The organism is Brevibacillus sp. MER 51 (assembly GCF_023714195.1).
Taxonomy (GTDB): domain Bacteria; phylum Bacillota; class Bacilli; order Brevibacillales; family Brevibacillaceae; genus Brevibacillus.
The window spans coordinates 1-25,499 of record NZ_JAMAUS010000025.1 but is presented as its reverse complement, the minus strand read 5'-3'; the positions used below and the strand labels follow the sequence as shown (position 1 = coordinate 25,499).

At 47.6% G+C, this 25,499-nt stretch carries 25 protein-coding genes; 12 read left to right on the top strand and 13 right to left on the bottom strand.

Annotated features, from left to right (window positions below; translation table 11 throughout):
- Positions 1–118 precede the first annotated feature (118 nt).
- Positions 119–772, top strand: coding sequence for a 5,6-dimethylbenzimidazole synthase (gene bluB / locus M3630_RS28845; protein ID WP_088906445.1), 654 nt, complete (start codon positions 119–121; stop codon positions 770–772).
- A gap of 252 nt (positions 773–1,024) precedes the next feature.
- On the opposite strand, the gene hrpB is transcribed toward bluB, so the two are convergent.
- Positions 1,025–3,529 carry an ATP-dependent helicase HrpB gene (hrpB, locus tag M3630_RS28840; protein ID WP_251254480.1) on the bottom strand — a complete coding sequence of 835 codons (2,505 nt, stop codon included), beginning with the start codon at positions 3,527–3,529 and terminating at the stop codon, positions 1,025–1,027.
- A gap of 138 nt (positions 3,530–3,667) precedes the next feature.
- Here hrpB and M3630_RS28835 point away from each other — a divergent pair, with 138 nt between their 5' ends.
- Positions 3,668–3,850 (top strand): hypothetical protein, encoded by a 183-nt coding sequence (locus M3630_RS28835; RefSeq protein WP_173608767.1) that lies wholly within the window; start codon positions 3,668–3,670, stop codon positions 3,848–3,850.
- Positions 3,851–3,886: 36 nt separating this feature from the next.
- Positions 3,887–4,747, top strand: coding sequence for an S-layer homology domain-containing protein (locus M3630_RS28830; protein WP_221867621.1), 861 nt, complete (start codon positions 3,887–3,889; stop codon positions 4,745–4,747).
- Positions 4,748–4,781: 34 nt separating this feature from the next.
- On the opposite strand, the gene M3630_RS28825 is transcribed toward M3630_RS28830, so the two are convergent.
- Positions 4,782–5,492 carry a YetF domain-containing protein gene (locus tag M3630_RS28825; RefSeq protein ID WP_251254479.1) on the bottom strand — a complete coding sequence of 237 codons (711 nt, stop codon included), beginning with the start codon at positions 5,490–5,492 and terminating at the stop codon, positions 4,782–4,784.
- Positions 5,493–5,648: 156 nt separating this feature from the next.
- Here M3630_RS28825 and M3630_RS28820 point away from each other — a divergent pair, with 156 nt between their 5' ends.
- Entirely contained in the window at positions 5,649–6,041 is a 393-nt protein-coding gene (locus M3630_RS28820) for a VOC family protein (RefSeq protein WP_251254478.1), read from the top strand.
- A 42-nt stretch (positions 6,042–6,083) separates the two neighbouring features.
- Here the strand turns inward: M3630_RS28820 and M3630_RS28815 are convergent, their stop codons facing one another.
- Entirely contained in the window at positions 6,084–7,565 is a 1,482-nt protein-coding gene (locus tag M3630_RS28815) for a PH domain-containing protein (RefSeq protein ID WP_251254477.1), read from the bottom strand.
- Positions 7,565–8,056 carry a PH domain-containing protein gene (locus M3630_RS28810; RefSeq protein ID WP_251254476.1) on the bottom strand — a complete coding sequence of 164 codons (492 nt, stop codon included), beginning with the start codon at positions 8,054–8,056 and terminating at the stop codon, positions 7,565–7,567. The genes M3630_RS28815 and M3630_RS28810 overlap by 1 nt, the downstream gene beginning before the upstream one ends.
- A 307-nt stretch (positions 8,057–8,363) precedes the next feature.
- Between M3630_RS28810 and ahpC the strand changes: the two genes are divergently transcribed.
- Together ahpC and ahpF are read left to right on the top strand one after the other, a co-directional pair.
- Positions 8,364–8,927 carry an alkyl hydroperoxide reductase subunit C gene (gene ahpC, locus M3630_RS28805; protein WP_016741021.1) on the top strand — a complete coding sequence of 188 codons (564 nt, stop codon included), beginning with the start codon at positions 8,364–8,366 and terminating at the stop codon, positions 8,925–8,927.
- Positions 8,928–8,940: 13 nt separating this feature from the next.
- On the top strand, positions 8,941–10,470 hold the full coding sequence (gene ahpF / locus M3630_RS28800) for an alkyl hydroperoxide reductase subunit F (protein ID WP_251254475.1): 1,530 nt from the start codon (positions 8,941–8,943) through the stop codon (positions 10,468–10,470).
- A 48-nt stretch (positions 10,471–10,518) separates the two neighbouring features.
- On the opposite strand, the gene M3630_RS28795 is transcribed toward ahpF, so the two are convergent.
- Together M3630_RS28795 and M3630_RS28790 are read right to left on the bottom strand one after the other, a co-directional pair.
- Positions 10,519–11,349 (bottom strand): prohibitin family protein, encoded by an 831-nt coding sequence (locus M3630_RS28795; protein ID WP_251254474.1) that lies wholly within the window; start codon positions 11,347–11,349, stop codon positions 10,519–10,521.
- Positions 11,350–11,435: 86 nt separating this feature from the next.
- Positions 11,436–11,651, bottom strand: coding sequence for a hypothetical protein (locus M3630_RS28790; RefSeq protein ID WP_251254473.1), 216 nt, complete (start codon positions 11,649–11,651; stop codon positions 11,436–11,438).
- Between the two features lie 285 nt (positions 11,652–11,936).
- Between M3630_RS28790 and M3630_RS28785 the strand changes: the two genes are divergently transcribed.
- From M3630_RS28785 to M3630_RS28775, 3 genes are all read left to right on the top strand, one after another.
- On the top strand, positions 11,937–12,203 hold the full coding sequence (locus M3630_RS28785; RefSeq protein ID WP_251254472.1) for a CD3324 family protein: 267 nt from the start codon (positions 11,937–11,939) through the stop codon (positions 12,201–12,203).
- Positions 12,204–12,286: 83 nt separating this feature from the next.
- Positions 12,287–13,045: an MBL fold metallo-hydrolase gene (locus M3630_RS28780; RefSeq protein WP_251254471.1), complete on the top strand. Its 759-nt coding sequence runs from the start codon at positions 12,287–12,289 to the stop codon at positions 13,043–13,045.
- Entirely contained in the window at positions 13,042–13,779 is a 738-nt protein-coding gene (locus M3630_RS28775) for a class I SAM-dependent methyltransferase (RefSeq protein WP_251254470.1), read from the top strand. Before M3630_RS28780 ends, M3630_RS28775 begins: the two co-directional genes overlap by 4 nt.
- 57 nt (positions 13,780–13,836) lie before the next feature.
- Here M3630_RS28775 and M3630_RS28770 read toward each other — a convergent pair whose 3' ends face one another.
- From M3630_RS28770 to M3630_RS28750, 5 genes are all read right to left on the bottom strand, one after another.
- A complete protein-coding gene (locus M3630_RS28770; protein WP_251254469.1) occupies positions 13,837–15,681 on the bottom strand; it encodes an ABC transporter ATP-binding protein in 1,845 nt (614 codons plus the stop codon).
- Between the two features lies 1 nt (position 15,682).
- On the bottom strand, positions 15,683–17,413 hold the full coding sequence (locus tag M3630_RS28765; protein WP_251254468.1) for an ABC transporter ATP-binding protein: 1,731 nt from the start codon (positions 17,411–17,413) through the stop codon (positions 15,683–15,685).
- A gap of 254 nt (positions 17,414–17,667) precedes the next feature.
- Positions 17,668–18,084, bottom strand: a complete 417-nt coding sequence (locus M3630_RS28760; protein ID WP_251254467.1) for a VOC family protein — start codon at positions 18,082–18,084, stop codon at positions 17,668–17,670.
- An 80-nt stretch (positions 18,085–18,164) separates the two neighbouring features.
- On the bottom strand, positions 18,165–19,469 hold the full coding sequence (locus M3630_RS28755) for an FtsW/RodA/SpoVE family cell cycle protein (RefSeq protein ID WP_251254466.1): 1,305 nt from the start codon (positions 19,467–19,469) through the stop codon (positions 18,165–18,167).
- The gene (locus M3630_RS28750; RefSeq protein ID WP_106778176.1) at positions 19,466–19,798 is read right to left on the bottom strand and encodes a PadR family transcriptional regulator; all 333 of its coding nucleotides are present in this window, start codon (positions 19,796–19,798) and stop codon (positions 19,466–19,468) included. Before M3630_RS28750 ends, M3630_RS28755 begins: the two co-directional genes overlap by 4 nt.
- A 233-nt stretch (positions 19,799–20,031) precedes the next feature.
- Between M3630_RS28750 and M3630_RS28745 the strand changes: the two genes are divergently transcribed.
- Positions 20,032–20,514 (top strand): GyrI-like domain-containing protein, encoded by a 483-nt coding sequence (locus tag M3630_RS28745; protein WP_251254465.1) that lies wholly within the window; start codon positions 20,032–20,034, stop codon positions 20,512–20,514.
- A gap of 58 nt (positions 20,515–20,572) precedes the next feature.
- Here M3630_RS28745 and M3630_RS28740 read toward each other — a convergent pair whose 3' ends face one another.
- Both M3630_RS28740 and M3630_RS28735 read right to left on the bottom strand, forming a co-directional pair.
- Positions 20,573–21,955: a hypothetical protein gene (locus M3630_RS28740; protein WP_251254464.1), complete on the bottom strand. Its 1,383-nt coding sequence runs from the start codon at positions 21,953–21,955 to the stop codon at positions 20,573–20,575.
- A complete protein-coding gene (locus M3630_RS28735; protein ID WP_221867608.1) occupies positions 21,939–22,481 on the bottom strand; it encodes an RNA polymerase sigma factor in 543 nt (180 codons plus the stop codon). The genes M3630_RS28740 and M3630_RS28735 overlap by 17 nt, the downstream gene beginning before the upstream one ends.
- 216 nt (positions 22,482–22,697) lie before the next feature.
- Between M3630_RS28735 and M3630_RS28730 the strand changes: the two genes are divergently transcribed.
- Together M3630_RS28730 and M3630_RS28725 are read left to right on the top strand one after the other, a co-directional pair.
- Entirely contained in the window at positions 22,698–23,636 is a 939-nt protein-coding gene (locus tag M3630_RS28730; RefSeq protein WP_251254463.1) for an ABC transporter substrate-binding protein, read from the top strand.
- Between the two features lie 1,359 nt (positions 23,637–24,995).
- Positions 24,996–25,289: an ATP-binding protein gene (locus M3630_RS28725; RefSeq protein ID WP_251254462.1), complete on the top strand. Its 294-nt coding sequence runs from the start codon at positions 24,996–24,998 to the stop codon at positions 25,287–25,289.
- Positions 25,290–25,499: the final 210 nt, after the last annotated feature.

Below are 25,499 nucleotides of genomic sequence, written 5' to 3'. Positions count from 1 at the left end.
CTGCTCGGACTAATCTCCCCTTTAGCGTAGGACATGAATATGTCAAGCAGATGTCTGGAAGGAAGCATACTTTGTAAGTAAAATAAAGAGACCAGAATGCAAATAGGGAGGTTTTCTCATGAAACGCTTAACCGCGGAAGAAAAAAACGGTTTGTATAAAGCCATTAGCAATCGTCGCGATATTCGTACCTTTCGCCCAGATCCTGTCGCCCCGGAAAAGCTCGCCATGATCTTGGCTGCTGCCCACCACGCTCCTTCTGTCGGATTCATGCAGCCTTGGAATTTTGTCCTGGTAGAAGACGACGCAACCAAACAAGCTCTCGCAGAATGTGCAGATAAAGAACGCCGGGCGCTTGCCATCCACTACGAAGGGACGGGACGAGAGTCGACCTTTTTGGAGTTAAAAATTCAAGGGATCAAGGAAGCGCCTGTCACCATCTGTGTCACTTGTGATCCTACACGTGGGGGAGACCATGTACTCGGACGCAATTCCATCCCGGAAACAGATATCATGTCTGTCAGCTGCGCGATCCAAAACATGTGGCTGGCAGCCTACGCCGAAGATTTGGCAATGGGTTGGGTCAGCTTTTACAAGAAGGCCGACGTGCGTCGTATCCTGAACATACCGCCGCATATCGATCCTGTCGCATTGCTGTCGATCGGTTACACGGATCATTATCCGGAACGTCCACTCTTGGAGCTGCACCAATGGAGACAACGTGAGGACTTGCAACAGTTGATTTATCGGGAGCAGTGGGGAAATAAGGCGTAAGCCTTGACCCCATACGAAAGAAAGGGCGCTGCAACTGCGGCACCTTTTTTCACAAAAAAAAGACCGCCTGATCAACAGGCAGCCCAGAGAAATAGAGGGGGTAGTACGTGATTCACGGTATCTTCCTGACGTACGCAAGCACGAAGAAGGTTTCACAATTGATGTGACTCACGAACATGGAACTAGCAAAATGGGAAATTTCACCTGACACGAAGCCCTCCCTCTATGCCCGAATATACCTAGCCAATCGATTTATATGCGTGGTCGCGTCCGGTTTGTCGGAATGGCCGCTAACGGATCTTCTGGCCAGTAATGCTTGGGATAACGTCCCTTTAAATCCTTTTTCACCTCAAAATACGCATGTGCCCAAAAGCTCGCCAAATCCCGTGTCACTTGTACCGGACGATGAGCCGGCGAAAGCAGGTGCAATGTCAGTGGCACTCTGCCTCTGCCTATTCGCGGAGAGTCTTGCCAACCAAACAACTCCTGTAACCGGACCGAAAGCACCGGTGCCGCTGGATCGCTGTAATCGACAGGAATTTTGGAACCGCTCGGGACGATCACATGAGTTGGAGCGAATTCGTCCAATTGTCTGCGCTGCTCCCATGACAGCATACTCTCCAGCAACGTCGTCACTGACAGCGCCTGCAGGTCTTCCTTTTTTCTGAAACCATACACATGGGGAGCGAGCCATTCCTCCAAGGAAGCAAGCAGTGCCTCATCTTCCATATTCGGCCAGCCTTCCTCCAGACGCTGCATAAAGAGCAAACGCTCCCGATACTGCCTCGCCTGCCGGTTCCACGGCAAAATCTCCAAGCCCTCTTCTTTTATTCCGTCCAAAAACGCTGTTAACACCTCATCTGGCGAAGCCTCCGCAGGTATTTCTGCCAACAGGATCGCGCCCAACCGCTTTTGCTTGCGGCTGCGAACTGCCCCAGCCGTATGCTCCCACCATACGTTCATTCGTTCGGTAATCTGCATCGCACAATCATTCAGCAGCTCGCTTTCTTCCACACTAGCCGCCAGTAATATCCGACTGTCTGCACCTTGGTCATCGAGTTCTGCTGCCACAATATACGGCGAAGCAGTCAGTGGCTGCTGCACGGAAAAAGACGCCCCACGCCCATTTCGAAGCAAATAGCGTCCATCTGCTCTTCGCTGGGCAATCCGATCCGGGTACGCAAACGCCAGTAGTCTTCCCGTTGCTTCTGTACGAGTGGGCGCATCACTGGGCATGTTGTTTATCCATATCCGTTTAAAGTGAGCCGCCTCATTCCAAAGTCTTTTGCATGCTCCTACATCAATCGGAAGCTCCACTGCAACACTCTGTTTGTTTGCTACCTGTCGGAGCAGTTCAACACGCGTACGCATATCCGCATCTGCCGAAGCTTGGCGCCCCCTCATAATATCTCGTTCTTCCAAGAGAACAGCCAACTCGCAGGCCAGTTCACCTTCCCCCAGCTCATTCGCTTTCTGAATCATGTGGCCCAATCTCGGATGTACCCCCATCCCAGCCAGCACTCGTCCATGTGCTGTGATTTGCTTCCGCTCATCGAATGCGCCCAGCTGAATCAGCAGCTCTTGAGCCTGTGCCATTGCTGGCTTCGGCGGGGGATTCAGCCAATCCAGCTCGTCCGGTGCCCCGACTCCCCACAGAGCCAGCTCTAAAGCGAGCACAGCCAGATCCGCTTCCATGATTTCAGGTGCCTGCTGTGGAATGAGCATACGATCTTCTTGCTCTGTCCACAATCGAAAGCAGACCCCGGGTGCAAGACGTCCAGCCCTTCCTCGCCGTTGGTCAGCAGATGCCCTCGATACCTTTGCAGTTTCCAGTCTCGTCATCCCCGTTCGTGGAGAAAAGCGCGGGACCCGTTTTAGTCCACTATCAATCACGATGCGCACACCCTCGACAGTCAAGCTCGTCTCGGCAATAGTCGTAGCGAGGACAATTTTGCGCTCCCCTGTTTTCCCGGGCTGGATCGCCTTATCTTGTTCCTCCTGCGACAAATTTCCGTAAAGAGGCGCAATCCGTATATTCGAGCCCACACCGCTTTGTTCGAGCAACGCTTGCACCCGATGAATTTCTTTGGCTCCCGGTAAAAAGACGAGCATATCTCCCTCTTCTTGTCTCAACGCATGGAAGATCATCTGGACAACCGCTTCCTCCAGACAGCCCTGCATCGGAGAAGTCAAAAAGTGCGTCTCCACCGGAAACATCCTCCCTTTACTGCTGACAACAGGAGCATTCCCCAGCAAGGCTGACACGGGCTCTGCATCGAGGGTAGCGGACATCACGAGAATTCGCAGGTCCTCTCGAAACAAGCCTTGTGCCTGAAGACTAAGGGCGAGCCCTAAATCCGCGTGCAAATTCCGTTCGTGGAACTCGTCGAAAATAACAAGACCGACACCAGATAGCTCTGGATCATCCCGTAGCATTCTCGTTAAAATTCCTTCTGTAATCACTTCTATTCGTGTACCTGGACCGACTCTTGATTCACGCTTGACCCGGTATCCGACCGTTTGCCCAACTTCTTCTCCCAGCAAAGCAGCCATGTAGGCAGCAGCTTGACGTGCGGCCAGTCGTCGTGGTACCAGCATTACAATTCGGCGATTGTCCAACCAAGCTTCGTCACGCAAGGCCAATGGTACCCGCGTCGTCTTCCCCGCACCTGGAGCGGCTACCAACACTGCGTTTGTCTCTTTGCGAAGCGTGTTTACCAGCTCGGGCAATACTTCATTTATCGGCAATGCATTCATGTTTTCACCTCATACGAGCAATCATCCCTATTCATCATACACGATACAGAGATGTAGGATGAGTGTGGATCGCAATTGAAAATGACTGAATAATCATTCAATAGTATAATGATTCCATCACTAGGGGAGGTGTGCAGTATGATTCACATTCATCATCAGGAAGATGTAGCCTGTTTCGAAGGGATTGTTCGCGTCGGGGATTGGGAATCGGCACCGATCATCGCGGCTTCGTCTGGCGAGTTTGACTCGCTCTATATCGTCACATCTGTTCTTGCAGTTCACCTTCCTTTTCCAGAGCCTGATAGTATACTAGAAGGATAATCCTTACCATTTCATAGAAAAAAGAGAGGAGAACATATGAAAGTCATCACGGTATTACTTGCACTCATTTTGGGGTTATCTGGTATTTATCCTGCGGTTTCTTATGCGGCACCGAAATTTAATGATGTCGATCCGAAGAAATACGGCTGGGCCATGAATTCGATCTCCTTTATGGTAGATAAGGGTGTGGTGAGTGGTTATCCTGACGGTCGCTTTCAGCCTGAAAGATTGGTAGACAAAGCAGAATTGACCGTCATGATCTATCGCCTGTTTGATCGGTACAGACCGTACAAAGCTAACCAAAAGACAGATTACAGCAACTATCACATCGAGCGATTTGCCGACGTGCCCCAAAATCATTGGGCGTACACGGAGATTAGCTCGATTGTCACAAGAGACTGGTGGAATGCTGTCCGCTATTCGTCCAATGGCTACCTTTTTTCCCCAGACACAAAACTCAATCGAATTGGTGCAGCAAACGTCTTGCCCGTCTTTATGTTAGAAAACCAAGACATTCCGGCGGCAGAGGTCTTACAAATCCTTTCCGGCATGCGGGATATTCCCATCATCTTGACTCAGTATTCGCTTGACCCAAACTCGCCTGAAAACTTCTTCCAGGAGGATGGTCGGTACAACGAAGACGGGAGAGACCAAACGAATATCCTGTATCCGCTTCTCTTTGGCCAAGATGGCGATGAAATTTTGTTTTCGGATGACTACAGTGGAATCATAGGAACCAACCTCGCCCTCTTGCAAAAAACAGGGATCATGACTGCCTGGAACGGCAAGTTCGAGGGTGGAGAAATGCTGACCCGCGCGGAAGCTGTCACTATTTTGCACCGATTTTATAACCATTTGAAGAAAACAGGTACACTCAGCCAATACTCGAGCAAGTAAAAAACCTCCATCTCGGAGGTTTTTTTGCGACACCTTATTCTTTGTCGATCGGATTAGTAATACCGTCCTCATACGGGTCGAAATAAATATGTCCATTAGAGCTAATCACGGCGTAATTCACTTCCGCGACGCTCAATCCTTTTTTGCCCACCTGTGAGAGTAGCCACTCGATGGTTAAGCTATGTTGGCGTAAATTGCTCTGGATGATTTGGCCATCCATGATCAGTTCAATCGGGAATGTCTGTCTCTTTCCCGTTTTCAATTGCAAATCCCCGCGAGTGACAGGTAAAAACTGCGGTTTTCGCAGGACGGATATCTCCCCATTCAACTCCAGCACAGCATATTGAACTTCTTCGATATTAAAAATGTTTCTTTCCCTCAGCTCTTGATTCAGCGTATCCAAAGACAGCTTTTGCTTGCGCATGTTATCTTCGAGAATTCTTCCATCCTGGATAATCATCGTCGGTTGGCCCGAAAACCATTTTCGCATCTTCCGGTTTTTCAGGGAGAGAATCATCAACAAATAGGCGATACCACTAAAAGTGAGTAATGTCACGAGCATGTGCGATATTTTGGCCATGTTGTTAAAGGCAAGATTTGCTGTCAGCGCCCCCAAGGTGATCGCCGCGACAAAATCGTGATACGTCATTTGCGCAATCGTCTGCTTGCCCAACACCCTAGTAATGATCATCATAATCGCAAAAGCCAGCACTGCTCTCGCAATCATTTCCACAATAGATTCCATGCTCCACCCCGGGGATGACGAAATTTTGCACCATACCCCAATTATAGCCATGTTTAGCATTGGAAAACCTATCATGACCGTTTAGCATACAGACATTTCCTACAAATTCTTCTACAATAGAAAAACATCATACCCATAGAAAGGAATGAAATTGATATGGCGATCAAAAAGCTGGAGCATGTGGGCTTGATGGTAAAAGATTTGGAAGCCTCGATTGCCTTTTACACCGAAGTGGTTGGGATGGAGCTCAAAGGAAAGCTCGCTCATTCCAACGGAGTCATTACACTTGCTTTTCTTGGATTTCCGGAAAGCACAGAGACAGAGCTGGAGCTCATTCACGGATACAGCGATTCCCTTCCGGTAGAGGGCAAGGTCCACCACATGGCGTTTGCTGTGGACAACCTCGAAGCTGAAATCGACCGATTGAAGCAACTACAAGTAACTTTTATCGATCAGGAAATAACCACATTGCCGAACGGCTCTCGTTATATGTTCTTCAAAGGTCCGGATGGAGAATGGCTGGAGCTATTTGAAAGCACAAGAACGTAGAGGGAAAAGGTCCTCCTTTTCCTTCTACGCCCCCCTCTCCTTCTATTCTACTTTGATCTCTTTTCTACGTCCCAGATACCACTGATAAAACCCTTCCGCCAACTCTAACGGGACATCTGTTACCCCTTTATGACTCACTGGTTTGGCCCGATTGACCGTTTTGATGGAAGCAAGCCCTAGCTGCTTTTGCAGGAGGCCCCTTTTGACGCTGACCTCAATAATCTTTTCTCGTTTGGAGACAAATAAAGTCGTAGTTAGGCTCCCTGTTTGGAACTGAATAAAATGATCATTCAAGGTGTACCGGGTGTTGTAGAATTCAATGACCTCGAACGCCAGGATGAGCAGTGTCAACGCAATGGATATGACCCACCACGCTTGCTCCCATCCCCAAATATTCAGCTTGAAATAGGAAAGCGCACCTGTGCCTATGATCCAAGTCCAGCTCGATCTGACCAAGCGAACCCATAACGATTTTTTGGGGAGACTCGTCATTTTTTCCGTCACTTCATACGCAGGCAATATTTCGGAGATCATCTCATACGCACGTTTTACCGGTAAAAATGGATAGAGTGAGCTGACATCCTGTTTATCTTTATCCGAATCACTATCCCCGCCGACAACCGTCAGCTTAACTTCGGCGAGACCCAGCATGCGCTTTAACAAGGATTGTTTGATTTTAATCGCCTGCACTCTCTCTTTTGCAATCGAAAAAGCTGTTTCTTCAATGACTCCTTTGGCAATGTAAATCCGCTCATGATCCGACGAAATCTCGTATTTTCCGTAACGAATATAGGTCGTGATCATGCCAAATACGATGGATAGGACGAGAAGTCCAACGGCAGTCAGCGTGACCCATGTCCAGGAACTCGTAATCAGCGAATAAATTCCTACTACCTGCTCCTCCACGTCGATATATTCAGTGAGTTTGAAATACGCCCATACCAATAACGTAATCATCCCGAGGAAGCTGAAAGAAGTGAAGGAAGCCTTGATAATCTCTTTTTTCGTTGGCGTAAAGTGAATGATTCTCTCAGGAGTGGCATACGGCGTACCGATTTCCACCGAAGGGGTTTCTAATCGCACGGCCTGTTTCGTGTAAGCCTCCAGTCGATCCGCTTCGTTCAGAGAAATCACCGCGAATTCCACGGAAGAATCATCCCCAACCATCCCTGTCTCAAACCGGATAGAAGTCACGTGAAAAATTCGGTGCAGCAACGTCGTATGTCGATTGACATTTTGGATTTTGGTAAAGGGAATGGTTTGCTTTGTCTTCGTAAAAATTCCTTCGTAAAGATGGAAAGCCGTATCATCCAGCCTATATTTGTACGAAACCCATTTCAAAAGCAGATAGACCAGCATTCCTCCTACATAGATGTAAAAAACAATTCTTCCGTACGTAATGAATGCGTTCGTCGAGTCATAATTGAACACAAACAAAATCAACGCAGGAAAAAACAGATGTTTTACTTGGATGATGAGATCAAAAAAGATAGTTAGCGGATGGTATCGTTTTGCTTCCATCACTACTCCACTTCCTTTAATTTGGCGTAGTGAGCAATCTGTTCTCTTAATTGAGCAGCGACATCCCCCGGCAATCCTGGAATTTCGTGCGAGGAGCCCATCGTTTTTATCGAGATGGTGTACAGTCCGTATTTTCGTAAAATCGGTCCTTGTTTCGTTGAGACTGCTTGGATTTTCGTCATGGGGACAAGAAAATGTTTCTCTGTAATCACCCCGAATTTCATTTGCAGGAAATCTTCATCGATATCATACCGCCAGCTTTTATATAAGAAATACGGCTCGACAAAAGACCAAATCGTCGCGATCACACCGATAACGAGCAATCCGTGCAAACCCCATCCGATCCATTCCTTCCAGGCAAAACGATTATCCAGATAATAAAGAACGGCCAAAATAACAAGACCGAACACAACTGTAATCCCCTCGGTAATAAGCTGTACTTTGAACGCATCCTTGGACAAGCATTTTTGCGGTGCGTTAATTGGAGATGGCATATCATCACTCCTGTGTGTTTATTCCACTGTCCATTCGCTCTTTATTTCATACGTAAAACAATCCGCCCGGTTTCTCCAGACCAATCGTCAATTTTTCGCACAGCAAGCGAATACTCTTATGCCGTTCGAATCATACTAAATAATGGATAAAGCCCCTTGTAGAAATTATCACATTATAATCATTATAAAAAACTTGACTTACTGAATCATTTATTAAATAATAATCATTGTAAATTATATTCAAGCATGCCTCGTTACGCATGTCCTGAATATGTAAATACAAAAAACATATAAAGGAGCTAACACTATGTCACTCATCGGAACTGAAGTATTGCCTTTTAAAGCACAAGCATTCCAAAAAGGTAAATTCCTCGAAGTAACTGAAGCAAACTTCAAAGGTCAATGGAGCGTAGTTTGCTTCTACCCAGCAGACTTTACTTTCGTTTGCCCTACTGAACTCGAAGATCTGCAAAACCAATATGCAACTTTGAAAGAACTCGGCGTTGAAGTATACTCCGTTTCTACAGATACTCACTTCACTCATAAAGCATGGCACTCCAGCTCTGAAGCAATCAGCAAAGTAGAATACATCATGATCGGCGATCCTTCCCATGTGATCTCCCGCAACTTCGACGTATTGATCGAAGCTGAAGGTTTGGCAGATCGCGGTACATTCATCATCGACCCAGACGGTGTCATCCAAGCTGTTGAGATTACTGCAGGTGGCATTGGCCGTGATGCAAGTGCTCTGATCAACAAAATCAAAGCAGCACAATATGTTCGCAACAATCCAGGTGAAGTTTGCCCAGCTAAATGGCAAGAAGGTGGCAAAACACTGAAACCAAGCCTTGATCTCGTAGGCAAAATTTAAGGTGTGATATAAAATGGCCCTTGACCAAGAAATCAAAGCGCAACTAGAACAATATCTCGAGCTCTTGGAAGGCGATATTGTACTCAAAGTCAGTGCAGGCACGGATGAAGCATCTTCTGAGATGCTTGCACTGGTTGATGAGCTAGCCAGCATGTCTTTGAAGATCAGTGTTGAGAAAGCTGAACTCACTCGCACACCTAGCTTTAGCGTAAACCGTGTCGGCGAAGATACTGGCGTTGTTTTTGCCGGTACTCCGCTGGGTCACGAATTTACTTCCTTGGTATTGGCTCTGCTGCAAGTTAGCGGAAGAGCTCCAAAGGTCGAGCAAAGTGTCATTGATCAAATCAAAGACCTTCGTGGTGAATATAAGTTCGAATCTTACATCAGTTTGAGTTGCCACAATTGTCCAGATGTTGTCCAAGCTCTGAACTTGATGAGTATCTTCAATCCTGGTATTACTCATACAATGATTGACGGTGCCGTATTCAAGGACGAGGTAGAGAGCAAAAACGTGATGGCTGTGCCAAGCGTTTTCCTTAATGGCGAATTTTTCGAAAGCGGCCGTATGACCGTGGAAGAAATCCTTGCCAAGCTGGGTTCTGCTCCGGACGCATCCGAGTTTGACAATAAAGACCCGTATGATGTGCTTGTTGTGGGCGGTGGCCCAGCAGGTGCTAGTGCGGCGATCTATGCAGCACGCAAAGGGATTCGTACTGGTCTCGTTGCTGAACGCCTTGGGGGTCAAGTCAATGACACATTGGGCATTGAGAACTTCATCAGTGTGAAATACATTGAAGGTCCTCAGCTCGCAGCCAACTTGGAAAAGCAAGTAAAAGAGTACGGCATTGATGTCATGAAGCTGCAACGTGCCAACCGTTTGGAGAAGAAGGATTTGATCGAAATTGAACTCGAAAACGGCGCTGTTCTGAAGAGTAAGACAGTCATCTTGTCGACAGGTGCTCGTTGGCGGAATCTGGGTGTACCAGGTGAAGCAGAGTTCAAGAATAAGGGTGTAGCTTATTGCCCTCACTGCGATGGTCCTTTGTTCATCGGCAAAGATGTTGCCGTTGTTGGCGGCGGTAATTCAGGTGTGGAAGCAGCGATTGATCTCGCAGGTATTGTGAAACATGTAACCGTTCTGGAATTCTCGCCAGAACTGAAAGCTGACGCAGTATTGCAAGATCGTCTTTACAGTCTGCCAAATGTCACTGTACTTAAAAACGTTCAAACCAAAGAAATTACGGGTACGGATAAAGTAAACGGCATTTCTTACATCGAACGTGAGACAGGTGAAACCAAGCACATTGAATTGCAAGGTGTGTTTGTACAGATCGGTCTGGTACCGAATACAGATTGGTTGGGCGACACGATTGAGCGCACTCGCTTTGGTGAGATCGTAGTAGACAACCATGGTTCTACAAACATCCCTGGTGTTTTTGCTGCCGGTGATTGCACGAACAGTGCTTATAAACAGATCATCATTTCGATGGGATCTGGTGCTACTGCGGCTTTGGGAGCTTTCGATTATCTCATCCGCAACTAATAACAAAGCCACTCCTCTTCAAGGGAGTGGCTTTGTTTATTTATTTGGTTATTTGGTACCCACGTTGATAAACGGAGTAGCGCCACCTGTTACACTCGGCAGCTTTCCATCCCATTTGCGGATCGCTTCGAGTTGCGCCTCAATCTGTCTGAGCTGAATCAGCTCTGGCGTAACCTCTTGCTTTTGCAGACGCAGCGCTTGTGCCTGTGCTTCTGCTCTCGTGATTTCTTGCTCTTTCTCGATCTTGATCCGCTCCAAATCCAGCTTCGATTTGAGCGCTTGCTGCTCGGCCACCTGCTTGGATTCAATGGCGCGGTTGAATTCATCACTGAAAGTAAACTCGCGAATATTGATTTCATCGAGGATGATGTTGTAATTCGACAGCTTTTTATGCAAAACTTCTTTTACCTTTTGGCTGACCTCGGAACGCTTGGATACCAGTTCTTCTGCTGTGTATTGAGCGGTCACGGCTTTAAATGATTCGGCAATGGCAGGATCAACAATTCGGCTATTGTACTCCAATCCCACTTGCTGATACAGTTTATTGACACTTTCTGCATCCAAATGATGGTTAACAGCAATTGTCGTAGAGACGGTTTGCAGGTCACGTGAAGCGGAGGTCTGGCTCATTTCTGATTTTTGCACCCGCACTTCCATCGGCACTACCGTTTGGATGAACGGAATTTTAAAATGCATGCCCTCTTGCAGCACTTTTGGCTGTACTGCTCCCAGTTGCAGCACAACACCACTATGCCCTGCGGAAATAATCGTAAAAGATTGCGTGCCAAGCAAGACCAACGCAACCAGTATCACAATCGTTGCGATCAGCTTTCCTCCTGCTTGAAAGGGACTCATTTTTACAACATTTTTGTCGCTCATACTCGTCCTCCCTCTATCTATACATGCTCATTCATTTATACGAGAGAGTGGGCTGTAAGTTTCAAGAAATTTATGAAAAATACATGTCATGAGCGCTCTGCTTTCGAAGCCTCCAAAAGGACATGCGCCATGCGCTCTGCCTCGATTTTGCATAGCTCAAATTCAACTTCACCAGATACATGCGAAATCAATTGGATGACTTCCTCACACCCGTGATTGCATATTAAAAACTGTCCCCACCGCACTTCAGAACGTGGTACCTTGCGGGCGGAAAAGCCGCTTTGAAAGCCACCAAGATTCATCTTTTCTCATCTCCATCCAAAAAACAATCTACGTATCCCTCTCATCTTACCCTTTCTTTCGCAAGCAAGGAAAAGATGTTTATTGAAGGAACTTCCCTTTCTCACTACTATAGAGACAAGAAGGGAGATGATTCAAATGCGAGACCCTTATGTACGAAGAGCCGAATGCGGCTCTGAGCAAAGAGTTCTTCTTTCTCTTGGTTCAGAGCCTTCCCCATATTGAGTTGAAGATCTCTTTGCTCATCTATATACGCACATCACGCTATATAGACAGGAGCAAAGCACATGAAATACAAAAATGCACAAGACCTTTTGCCAGACGATCTGCTGCGGCAAATTCAGCATTATATACAAGGAAGTTACTTGTATATCCCCATCCACCACGAAAACAAACGACAATGGGGCGCCTCCACAGACACAAAGCAATGGCTAAGCGAGCGCAATCAGGCTATTTGGCAAGCCTATCACGAAGGGGATTCTGTCAAAATGCTCGCCCAGAAGCATTACTTGACCGAACACAGTATTCGGCGGATTATTCGTGGACATAAATGAGACAGAGAAAAAGTCGACCGTGTGTCTGCTCTACTCTTGCGTTACACTCCTTTTTAAGATCAATCAGTCAGGAGGGACAACGTATGTACCAGATTCACTTTCTCGACATTTCGTTTATGTACAATGGATCTGCACAGATCATTACCCCGGTGCTGTTGCAGGATGAGCATGAACTGATTCTTGTAGACTGTGGGTATCCCGACTTTTTGCCTCTGCTTCAGGAGGCCGCACACAAGCAACAGCTTACCCTCGATGACCTTACGAAGGTCATTGTGACGCATCACGATATGGATCACATCGGTTCTTTGGCAGCGTTAAAAAGAACCTATCCGCACCTCGAAATCATCGCCTACGAAGGCGAAGCACCATACATCGCCGGACAAAAGACATCTTTGCGATTGGAACAGGCGCAAGCAACACTGGACCATCTGTCGTCGGATGAAAAGCAGAACGCTCATGAATTTATTCGCTTTTTACAGTCCATCGAGCCCACAGCGGTTGATCGAACCGTAACGAATGGCGAACGTCTGCCTTGGTGCGGCGGCATCGAGATCATTCACACACCTGGACATATGCCGGGACATATTTCGTTGTATGTGATCGCAAGCAAAACGCTGATTGCCGGTGATGCTGTTGTAATCGAAAACAGTAGACTCGAAATCGCCAATCCGTCCTATACGCTGGATATGCAGGAAGCGATTCGCTCTGTTCGCCGCTTGCTCGATTATGACATCGAGCAGTTGATTTGCTATCACGGTGGGGCGTTTCAGGGGGACGTCAAACAAGCGCTGCGGGAACTGATCCAAGGCTACGACCCGACCCGGGGGGTTTTGCACGGATGAAACAGAACAAATACGATGAGCCAGGTTTTTTCACCACTTACAGTCAAATGGCCCGTTCGGTTGAGGGACTGAAAGCCGCGGGAGAATGGCACGCTTTTCGGGAGCTACTGCCTTCCCTTCGCGAGAAAAAAGTGCTCGATTTAGGCTGTGGCTTCGGCTGGCACTGCCGTTATGCGCGCGAGCAGCAGGCCCGCTCCGTTATTGGTGTGGACCTTTCCGAAAAAATGCTGGCGCGTGCCAAAGAGACGACAACAGATCCCGCCATCGAGTACCTGCGTCTTCCGATTGAAGACATTGATTTTGCTCCAGAGGAATTCGACGTCGTCATCAGCTCCTTGGCCATTCATTATGTGGAGCGCTTTGACTTGCTTTGCCAACGTGTTTATCACTGCCTTGCTCCTGGAGGTACCTTCGTTTTCTCGGTGGAGCATCCCGTCTTCACTGCACTGGCTGAACAGGACTGGCATTACGGCCCCCAAGGCGAACGCTTGCACTGGCCAGTGGACAACTATCAGCAGGAAGGCATCCGGCATACCAGCTTTCTGGATCATGAAGTCGTCAAGTATCACCGAACGCTTTCTAGCTATATGAACGACCTCCTTGCTGCCGGATTTCACCTAACAAAAGTCGCTGAACCCGGTCCTCCTGAAGAAATGCTGGATATACCCGGGATGCGAGACGAAATCCGTCGGCCGATCTTCTTGTTGATCGCTGCCAGCAAACCAGCATCCTAACCAAATAAAAAGCACCCCGTCCTCCACGTCATTTCCGTTTTTGGACGGGGTGTTCTGTTATTCCCCAGCAGCTTCCAGATTTTTAAACTGATTGTAAAACAATTGATAATAGGTACCTTTTTGCTCGATGAGTTCATCGTGACTGCCTTTTTCCACGATCTCTCCCTGATCTACGACCATAATCGTGTCGGCATCCCGAATCGTATTAAGCCTGTGCGCAATCACAAAGCTCGTGCGTCCCTCCATAATGGTGAGGAGCGCATCCTGGATATTCAGCTCTGTTCGTGTGTCAATGCTGCTTGTCGCCTCGTCGAGTATGAGCAGCGAGGGCTTGGCGAGTATGACACGGGCAATCGCCAAAAGCTGGCGTTGTCCCTGACTCAAGTTGCCCCCATTTTCCGTCAGCATCGTATCATAACGCATCGGAAGTCGATTGATGAACACGTCCGCATTTGCCATTTTCGCAGCAGCTACTACCTCCGTATCCGTCGCATCCGGCTTGCCGTACATAATATTTTCCTTGATGGTACCGGAAAACAAGTACGTATCCTGCAAAACAAAGCCAAAGCTGCGCCGTAAGCTGTCCCTCGTATATTCTCGGATGTCTTTTCCGTCCAAATAAATCGTACCCGCAGTCACATCGTAAAACCGCGTGAGCAAATTCACGATAGTGGTTTTACCTGCACCCGTCGGTCCGACTAGCGCGATGGTGCTCCCTGCCTGTGCCTCGAAGCTGATATTTTTCAAAATCAATTGATCTGGACGATAGCCAAAGCTGACCTGATCAAAGACGACGTGACCCTTTGGCTGTGCAAGTACAGTGGCATCCGGAGAATCCAATGGCTCCTCTTGTTCATCTAAAACCTCAAACACCCGCTCCGCTCCAGCAACACCGGATTGAAGAACATTGAAAATGTTCGCGAGGTCGTTCAGCGGACGGACAAACTGGCGGGAATAACTGAGAAAGCTCGCAATCACACCTACTGTGATCAATCCTTTGACAGCCAGAACGCCTCCGACAATCGCCACCATGGCAAAGCCGAGGTTGTTAATCACGTTCATGATCGGCATGAGAAAGCCGGTCCATACTTGTGCCTTCATCCCGACCTTGCAGAGCCGGTCATTGATCGTCGTAAAGTCCTCAATGGCCTTTTGCTCATAATTGAAGGCCTGCACGACCTGAATGCCTGAAATCGTTTCTTCAATGTGCCCGTTTAGCTTGCCCAGCTCCATCTGCTGATTTTTGAACAGTACGCTCGTTCGTTTGGCAATCGTACGTGTAAGCAAGAACACGAGCGGCACTGTGATCAGGCATGCGAGTGTCAGGATCGGGGACAAAACGAGCATCATCACCAGCGAACCGAGGAGAACAATCCCTCCTGACATCAACTGCGTTGTGGATTGAGAAATGGAGTTGCTGACGTTGTCGATATCATTCGTGAGCCTGCTCATCAACTCGCCGTGCGTGCGAGCGTCGAAATAAGCAATCGGCAACTTTTGTAGCTTGTCAAAAAGGGTTTGCCTCAGATTCGTGACGATCCGTTGCGAGATGCCTGCCATCAACCAGCTTTGCAAAAACGTCAGTGCCCCATCCAAGATGTACGAGCCGAGCAACGCAAGAATGATGGTAGACAAAAAGCTAAGAGCTTCCTCGCCACCTGTCATCGCATCAATCGACTTACCAATCAAATAAGGCGCAGACAGCATGAGTAGTGCATCGACAAAAACAATGCCAAATACAATCGGCAGCAGCTTTTTTTCTTTGCCAAAAGCTTGCCAGAGCCTTTTTAGCGTACCTAAAAAATTTTTGGGCTTACTCACTGGACCTCTGGCAGCACCATGTCCAAAGCCTCGACCAGGTCTCGGTGAAAAGACAGGCTGTTGTTGCTTCTGTTGACCCACCTTACTTCACCTCCCGGCCGATTTGTGACTGAAAGATTTCTTGATATACGTAGCAAGAGGTCATCAATTCGTCATGCGTACCGATGCCAGCAACTTCCCCATTGTCGAGCACGATGATTTTATCCGCATCCATGACAGACGTAATCCGCTGGGCGATCAGGATGCAGGTGAGGCCGGCCGCATAAGATCGAAGCGCATCCTTAATCTTCCCTTCTGTCGCCACATCTACCGCACTCGTACTATCGTCGAGAATGAGGATTTCCGGCTTTTTCACCAAGGCTCTGGCGATGGAAATGCGCTGCTTTTGCCCTCCAGAAAAGTTGACTCCTCCCTGCCCTACGCGTGTTTCATAGCCTTCAGGAGTGGCGGAGATGAACTCGTGAGCCTGTGCCATGCGTGCCGCTTGCTCGACTTCCTCGTGGGTAGCCTCTGCCTTGCCCCAACGAATATTTTCCATCACCGTGCCTGTAAACAGCATGGTTTTTTGCGGCACAATCGCCATTTTTTCTCGCAATCGCTTCGGTTCGATGTCGCGTACATCGATGCCATCTACCATAATCGTGCCTTCCGTTACGTCATAAAACCGTGGAATCAAGCCAACCAGACTGCTTTTTCCAGCGCCTGTCGACCCGATAATCCCGACGGTCTCCCCCGGCAGACAAGTAAATGAAATCTGCTTGAGTACCGGCTGGCCACCCTCTCCACCATACGAGAAGCTGACCTCCTCGAAGTCGATGCGTCCCTTTTTGCCTGGAAGCTCCTGAGGTTGTTCTTCTTTCCAGCTCATTCGGTTTTCCTCAGCAAATACTTCTCCGATGCGTCCCGCTGATGCTTTAGCCCGTACAAACATGTTAAATACCAAGGAAATCATCATGAGTGAAAACAGGATTTGCGTCATGTAGTTCGTAAACGCGATGATATGTCCGACTTCGATGCTACCTTGTTCTACACCAAGCCCCCCAAGCCAGAGGACCGCGACAATTCCGAGGTTCATCGTCAGCATGATCGCTGGACTGAAAATGGACATTACCCGCGTAGCCGAGACCGATTTGGATTGCAGCTCTTCGTTTGCCCGTGTAAATTTGCCACGCTCAAAATCAAAACGATTGAATGCCTTAACGACTCGTACCCCAGATAAATACTCACGCATCGCACCATTCACTCGGTCGAGCGCTTGCTGTACCTTCAGGAAGAACGGGAAACCGATTTTCATATTCAAGAAAATAAACAATCCCACAATGGGCACGACAATGGCGAGAATCACAGCCAAATCCGCGTTCAATTGGGTTGCCATAAACAACCCGCCAATGCACATCAACGGCGCTTTGACGAAGATTCTCATCATGCCGTTTACAAACATTTGTACTTGATTGACGTCATTGGTCAGACGTGTCACGAGCGAGGCTCTGTCGAATTTGTTCAAGTTTTCAAAGGATAAGGACTGCACTTTGGAAAACAAATCTGCGCGCAGCTGCGCACCAAAGTTTTGCGAGACGTATGAAGCCAGCACATTACGGATCGATGCCGCAATTGCCCCCAGCGCCGTAACGAGCAGCATCAGCCCACCGGTCTTGAGCACGTAATCCATATCCCGGTTTGCTACACCCGTATCGATAATGTGCGACAGGATCGTCGGCTGCAAAAGATCACATACCGCCTCCAAAGCTAAGAAAAACATGGAAATCCCGGCGACTACGCCGTATTTTTTTATGTAGGTTGTGTAGAAGCGCATCCGTTCACCCCATCTGTGTTCTTACGTACAAGATAACGCTTAGCTAGCGAAATGTCACGAGTGATTGTCAAAATGAAAGTGTGTAGCTCAATCACTGTTAAAAGGCATGGAAGGGGTTTTTAGTGCTGACGTTTTTTGACCCCGGACGGGAATCCACTTGGGATGTGCCAGTATTGAATGGACAAAAAGGGCAAAAAGCTGGAATCTCTTTTACGATCCCATGCTTTTTGCCCTCAGTTCGTTTACTCCGTCTTTTATTCCTGTGGAACAGCGCCTTGATCCATATGCAAGAACTCCCACAGATGGCCATCCAAATCTTGAAAGCTCCAGCCGTACATGAAGCCATGGTCAACCGGGTCTTTCGATGGAGTTGCGCCCGCAGCAAATGCTTTGTTTACGATCTCATCGACTTGCGCTCTGCTGTCCGCAGACAACGCAACAATGACCTCGGTGCTTCTGGTTGCATCCGTCAGTTCTTTTTTCGTAAACGTTTGGAAAAACTCTTCGACGAGCAGCATAGCAAAAATGTTTTCGCCAATCACCAGGCATGCTGCATTTTGATCTGTAAATTGCGGGTTAAATTCATAGCCGATTGCTGTAAAGAAGTCGATCGATTTGTTGAGGTCTTTCACCGGTAAATTGACGAAAATTTGTTTGGATTGCAAAGCCATGTGTGATTCCTCCTCGGGTTTGTTTTTCCTTGATGTCTCTATCCTAGCATTACCGATTGCGCGAGGCTTCTTATGGATTGCTATTTTGCCACGAAGGTTTGCGGCTTCCCAATCGAGCTTCTATGCCGATGGACACTCAGGACGAGACCGAGTACGGCGAAATGAGCTAGAGCAGTTCCTATTCTGCTATAGCTGAGAAAAGGAATTCCAAGTTGTGCGATTGGCAGCATGCCTGTTGACATCAGCAGTGGCCAGAAAAAGTACACAGAGAATAAAGGAACGATACTGACAATGAGATGTTTGCCATACGGCTCGTCCACTTCCTTGACGACCCGAACCAGTCTCATCATAAACAGGGTAACGGCTAACAAGATCAAGAGTCCAGCAATCCAGCCATAGCTATAGATTAAATACGTGAACTTGAAATCGGAGTCTATTCGAGGGAATTCTAAAGGCTCACCGAAGCCCTTTCCCCAAAAACCTGCCGAGCGAATCGTCTCCATCACTAGGAGATAAAAATAACCGCCTCCTTCAGGATCTTTCATCGGTTGCATCCAGTCGAACAACTTATCAAAAGTATGGTAATCCAATAACAAGGCAGCTAGATATGCACCAACAGACGTGATGTAAAGGGGGAGCTTTTCTTTCTTAACTGTCTTCGTGTACATCAAGAGTACAACAAAACCAAATAAGTAAAGCTTAAGATTCAAATACTGTTGTGTCATCAACAAAAATATAGTGGGCAGAAAAACAAACATAATCAGCTTAGAAGCAGTGCTCCGGAAGCGCCACGTCCTCGTAAGTAGCATACCTGCTACGCTGACGAGAAACAAATACATAGAAATCGTTCCAAAATCAGAAATCCCGAAACGATTGAAATGCACAATCACCCTTCCATAAACTGAATATTCATACCAAATAACAAAAAGAAAAACGCCTACAGTCAGCACGTATATATGCAATGAATATGCCAATAGCTTGCGATAGTCTGTAAAAGCCACCACAAGCATCACCCCGATACCCAGTAGGGCTGAAAGCCAATACTTGTCCAGCTTTTCCTCAAAGAAATTGACCGGAGTTCCATACATCGTAAACAGCCCAACAGCCAGGAAAGCCATCACATATACCAGAAGCCTCCACTCCACTTTGGGCTTATAAATCCGATGCAGCTGCTTCCCAATCGTAGCAGAATCCCCCATTTGCAAAATGGCTTGCCTTACCGCTTCTTCCTCTCCCAACCCCTCGTCCATCTGCTCATCCACAAACTCAAGCAAGTGACTCTCCAGCTCATCCCGAATTCTGCGATGAATTTCCGTTGCCCGCACATGGCGACACACTTGATCGAGATAGTCTGCAATCAATGGATGTGTATTCGTCTGCTTCATGCTCTTCCCTCTCCTAACACCCGATCAATCCCATCGCGGAACGTATGCCACTCGTGCTTTTTCTCCTTCAATTGCCCGCGACCTTCTGCCGTAATCCGATAATATTTACGCTTCCTCCCATCCTTCTCATCCCAATACGCTTCCACATAACGCTCCGCTTCGAGTGCATGCAAGATCGGATACAACGTCCCTTCTTTTAGCGTAAACAGACCATTTGACTCCTTCTCGATGGCTTTCGCGATTTCGTACCCATACATTTCCTTTCGATCCAGCATCGTCAAGATCAGGATCACGGTACTGCCCTTTAAAAGCTCCTTGTTGATTTTCATAGTGCCTCCCGATTTAAGCGCAGATACCTAGATAAACAATACATCATAAATCTATGTATGTAATTCTATCATCCAAATCTTGTAAGATCAACACATGTGTAACATCAGCTTTCACGGTACGTCTACCGTCTACAGATAAAAAACGGAAAGAAAAAAGACCCTTTTGCCCGAGAGCTGAAATAGCTGCTGGATTAGCCTTTTCCCTATTCTACTAAATGAAGGGACGTTATTTCGTGGAGCCAACTATTCTCTCCCGCGAGGAAACACACGTAATTGGTATCACTTTTACGGCGAATGTGACAGAAGACTTGGGCAAAAAGCTCTCCGCTACTACAACGGAAGCTTTGCGAGCTAGAAAAAATGAAATTCACAATCAGGTTGGTGAGGGCGAATACCTGATCCAAATCTATCCTGACACTGCTGACTTCGATGCGGCTGTAGATCCTTTTACCACAATTATTGGCGTCGAAGTTTCTAGCCTGGCCGATATTCCTGAAGGGATGGATAGTCACACGATTCCCGCGGGGACATTTGCAAAAGTAACACACAAGGGACCTGAGACAAACTTGGGCGAGACGTATGGTCTTCTTTACGGGTCCTGGCTCTGCGAATCGGGATATGAGTATGCCCGATTTGATTTTGAGTTCTGGGACGAGCGCTACAAGCCAGAGCAAGAAGACAATGAGATTGATATTTATGTTCCGCTTTTCAAATAAGCGACATAGCGAAAAACCAGGGAATCTCCTCCCTGGTTTTTCTGTTGTTTCGATGTTATTAACTACGCACCCACTCCCCTGTCAGCGCATCAACCATATAGAGCGGTGTGTCGTGATAATAAATATGATAGACGAGACGGGGTTCTAATTTTCCTGTAGTTGGATTCTCCATCAACTTGTAGACCAATCGGAGCGGGCGATGGGTGACGTATACGCTAGTCGCGTCTTCCCGTGACATTGCCTTGCTTTTGTCAGGAAGCTGCTTAGACTCCATGGTATACGTAGGATCGACCCCGATCACCTGTTTTCTGTCCACATCAAAATGAACCGTATACCCCCCCATAATCGGTACTCCCTGATGGGACTTGAAGAATTGATAGGTTTCGATGTTGCCTTTTCTAGTGGCAGAACCAAGTAGCAGTTCTTTGGTGTCTAACGGAAGGTATTTCTGAAATTGCTTTGCTGCTTCTTGTACGTTTTCCAGCTTTGGATGAGGGAGCTTTTCCTTTTTCTCATGGATATTTTCATACCGATAGTTCAGAATTTTTCCTGTATCTGTTACTACGTCCAGTTCTATTTTCTGTTTGGTTCGGGTTTCCATTTTGTACGTATGTACGCCTGAGCCTTCTTGAATAACGAAGGAAAACGGAGGCTCGAATCCCCACTCCCGAAAAAGTCTATCTGCTTCTTCGATGTTGGGAGCTACCAGCTTTATGCCTCCCGGTTTCACAGGAATTGGCGGCATATCCACTAGACTGTAATCGGGATGATAGCGTTCTGTAGGGTAAATTTCTCCTGTAATGGCATCAATGTCACCTGAAAAAGGAAACTCATATTGCAATCGCCATTCCCACTCTGAATAGAGCAGCCGGGCGCTTTGCCCAAAAATTTGTTCTGCCTTTTTTACTGGCATTGCCTTGTTGGGATCTGGAAAGACCATGCCTGTCGTATCGTTTGTCTGTACCACTTTTTTATGATGCCTGCCCGCCTTGTCTATTGTAAACGTGTATTGGTCGTCAAGAACCGGAATGTTGTTAACCGTCTTGTTCATCACGACATGACCTGTTTCAGTATTGGACAGCATGCCGTTTACCGCATATTGGCTTGCATCTCGCCCTGCCAATTCTTGCAGCAGCTTCTTCGCCTGCTCGTATACAGGATGGGCGGGAAGCTGCGGACTACTGGTTGCCGTCACTTGAGGGTTCACGCTTTCGTTTTGCCCCATCCCAGCCATGATATACAGGCCGAATCCAGAAGCGATCACGACTGCTGTCAACCCTACTGTCAACGGATTCATGAACAGCCGTCTCCCCTTGCCGACCCGAATTACTTCTTGTTCCAGCACTGTACGTAAACTCTCTACAAACTCCTTACGTGGGGGTGTACTTTTTTGCAGAGTCACTAACCGTTCCAGCATATCTCGTTCATTTTGCCAATCCACTGTACAATTCCCCCTTCTTCGTATGCGAAAGTTTGCCATGCAGCAGCTTCAGTGCCCGGTGCATCGTCGTTTTCACGTTTGATTCAGAACAACCTAGTATTTCAGCAGTCTCTTTGACGCTGTACTCTTTAATGCCTCGCAGAATGACAACCATGCGGTGATGCGGTGGTAGTCCCTTGATCGCATCGATCAATTCCTGTTCGTCCTCCCGGCTTTCCGCTTCCTGTGCCGGATTCCCTTCCGAGGCTGGCATCACAACAGCCAGCCAGTCCCCTGACAACAGCTTTTGCCACTTGCGTTTTCGATAGTAATTCATCGCTGTATGCTTCGCGATCGCAAACAGCCATGTCTTTACGTCAGATCGCTCTTCAAATCGTTCAAGCGAGCGAATCACTCGCAAAAATACCTCCTGTGTCAAATCTTCTGCATCATTCTGACTGCCGGCAAAGTACAGCAAAAATTGATACACATCGTGATAATGCCGCTCATAGATGGTCATGACCTGATGTTTCATTTCTTCATACAAAGAAGCTCCTCCATTCTCTTGCTGTCGGCTGATCGACTACTTTCCTATGCGAAAATTTTTTGGATACCCATTAGTGTCTTGAGCAGGAAAAAGGTTACAGCAGAATGTTTGAAAATGTTCAGGAATGCAACAGCGACGGATGGATCGGGTAGCCTATAATTTACATGAGTCCTGCTACTCTCCTGATAACACAGAAGTAAGAACGGAGTGACCTGTATGTATAAACGGCTACTAGCTATCCCGCTTGCCGCTTTGCTCCTCGTCCTGGCAGCTTGTGGCAATGGTGGACAAACGGGCGATTCTGCGGCATCGAAACCGACCAGATCGATCAATTACCTAGGCAACACTTATACAATTCCAGCCAGAACCAAAGAAATTGTTTTCGTTGGCTTCCCTGCTTCCTATGAAGATTCTTTCTTGCTGGGAGTCCCGCCCGTCGCAGCTACGGTGGATAAAAACGGAAAGTTTCCGGCGGAATATCAAGCCATGATCAGAAATGCCAAGCATCTCCCTTATCATATAGTAGATAACTTAAATGAGCTGGTTGCCCTCGATCCTGATGTCATCATGACAACCGACAAGACCTCCAAGGAAGACTTGGCCAAATTGCAAACCGCTGCATCCGTCATTCCCGTCTCTACGAACGGAGCTGATTGGCAAGATAACTTGCGTCTGCTTGCTGATGTTCGTGGAAGAGACGACAATTTGGATACCTTTATAGGTAAAGTGAAGCAAAACACACAGGAACTCCGCGACAAGCTCGCCGCACTCCCAGAAAAGAAAGTGCTGACGCTATGGTTCCAAGAAGGCTCCTTCTACGCATATCCAAAGGATGAACGATACAATTACCTGTTATATACGGACTTGGCCCTGCCTGTCCCAGATGTCGTCGCGAATATGCAGGAGCGTACAGCGCTCCCTATGGATGCTTTGGCAAAAGAAAATCCTAACTACTTGTTTGTGATGGTCAACAAAGAGGACCAGCCCGCTTTCAAGCAGTTGCAAGAGCAGCCTGCATGGAAAAATCTAAGCGCAGTCCAAACGGGTCAAATGTACGTGAATGCCGTTGAACCAGGATTGGCTGGTGGCACAGCCTACAGCAACCAATCGTTTTTAAATGCAATTCGAAAACAGATGCTAAAGATGAGTGAATAAAAAGATGGGCTTTGCTCATACTATCCTCATCGAGCTCGGTGGTGTGTTTTCAATCAGGCTGTAGTCCTTTACGGAGGCGATGTGCCATGGATGATTTACACGATCACCTAGTGAGTAAGGGAAACCGTACACTGCTTTAAGCTTCTAACTTCATATTGGAGGTAGATGCGTCGCACGTGATGATCGGTAACACCTCAAAACTAACGAGCTCGATATATGCCGTCTCCTTTATGGAGGCGGTTTTCTTTTAAAGCGCGTTTATCAGGCGGTAGGGGTGGGGAGGAAACAGGAGAAAACGCTCAGATTCTAGGGCCACCCGCTGGGGGATTCACTGCCCGGCTCCATGAAAAAAAGCGAAACCCGCGTCCAAAGTCGTCCATTCAGGAGGTCTCTCAGAGGTGGACGCTAAGAGCTTGTTTCTCTTTTTTTCATTGCGCCTCGGTCGGTGTCCCAAAGATCTTCGCTTTTTTCTCCTGTTTCCTCTACGAGCATTCCGTGTTAGAGGGGTTTTAAAAGCCTTAAAAGATTGAAGAACGTAATCAGTCACGACAGAGAAGAATATTTCCAGACGTAGCGACTTGTGGAGTCCTACCCAGCGGAGAAGGGATTTGCGGGCAATAGAAACGCAACGTGCCCACGCGACGAAGCTGCTACCACTTTTGCGTTTCCCCGCAAATCCCTTCGGAGCGGACAGTCTAGCCCCCAGCAGGACGGAGCCTGGAGCTTAGACTGGAAATATTCTTCTCTTCACCACAGCCACATACATAAGAACCTTAAGTTGTTGCTGTAGTGCTGGGGAGGAAACAGGAGAAAACGCTCAGATTCTAGGGCCACCCGCTGGGGTATTGACTGCCCGGCTCCATGAAAAAAAGCGAAACCCGCGTCCAAAGTCGTCTATTCAGGAGGTGTCTCAGAGGTGGACGCTAAGAGCTTGTTTCCCTTTTTTTCATTGCGCCTCGGTCGGTGTCCCTAAGATCTTCGCTTATTTCTCCTGTTTCCTCTACGAGCTTTCCCTGTTATCCGATTTTTTAAATCCTTCAAAGAATGAAGAACGTAATCAGTCACGACAGAGAAGAATATTTCCAGACGTAGCGACTTGTGGAGTCCTACCAAGCGGAGAAGGGATTTGCGGGCAACAGAAACGCAAACCTGGCACTTCGACAGGTCAAAAATTCAAACGATCCTCTGGAAAATAGCACATAAGATTCGATTTTGTTCCGATACTCACCGTTTCAGGAACTTTCAACAGAAACGCTCACGAACGATCTGCTGTATCTCACCGAGTTGGACGGCACAAGGTCGCGGACGCTTCACGTGCCGTTCAACTTAAGCGAAGCTGTCGAGAGCGTTATTCTCACAATGGAAGCCGTCATCTTCGAGAAGGATCTCGCGCTAGACTACGACATCGAACCCGGCCTCACCGTCACCGGCTGCAGCGAGCAAATGGAGCAGGTCTTTATGATCCTGCTGGACAACGCGATCAAGTATGCCAATCCAAAGGGCTCAATCCACCTAATGCTTAAAAAGCATCAGGGCCATATCCAGCTATCGGTGACCAATACTGGTCCGGGCATCCCCGCCGAACATGCGGGCAAGATCTATGCGAAGAGTGTGCCGAACGAGAAGACGACGTTTTATGTTCAGCTGGACTGACTAAAAAGCATATGGCGCGGGAACGTGTAACAAACAACCATGTTGAAACAACTGTGTAATCATTGGAAAAGCTCGGCATACAGGGGTCTGTCAAGAATTTCGTGTAAACTCAATCAACCGTTATATGAAAATGTTTCATCCCCTAATTGGGACATCTTTCTCGGGTCAATGGAGTCAAGGGCGTAAGGCGAAGCGAACCCTTGACTCCGT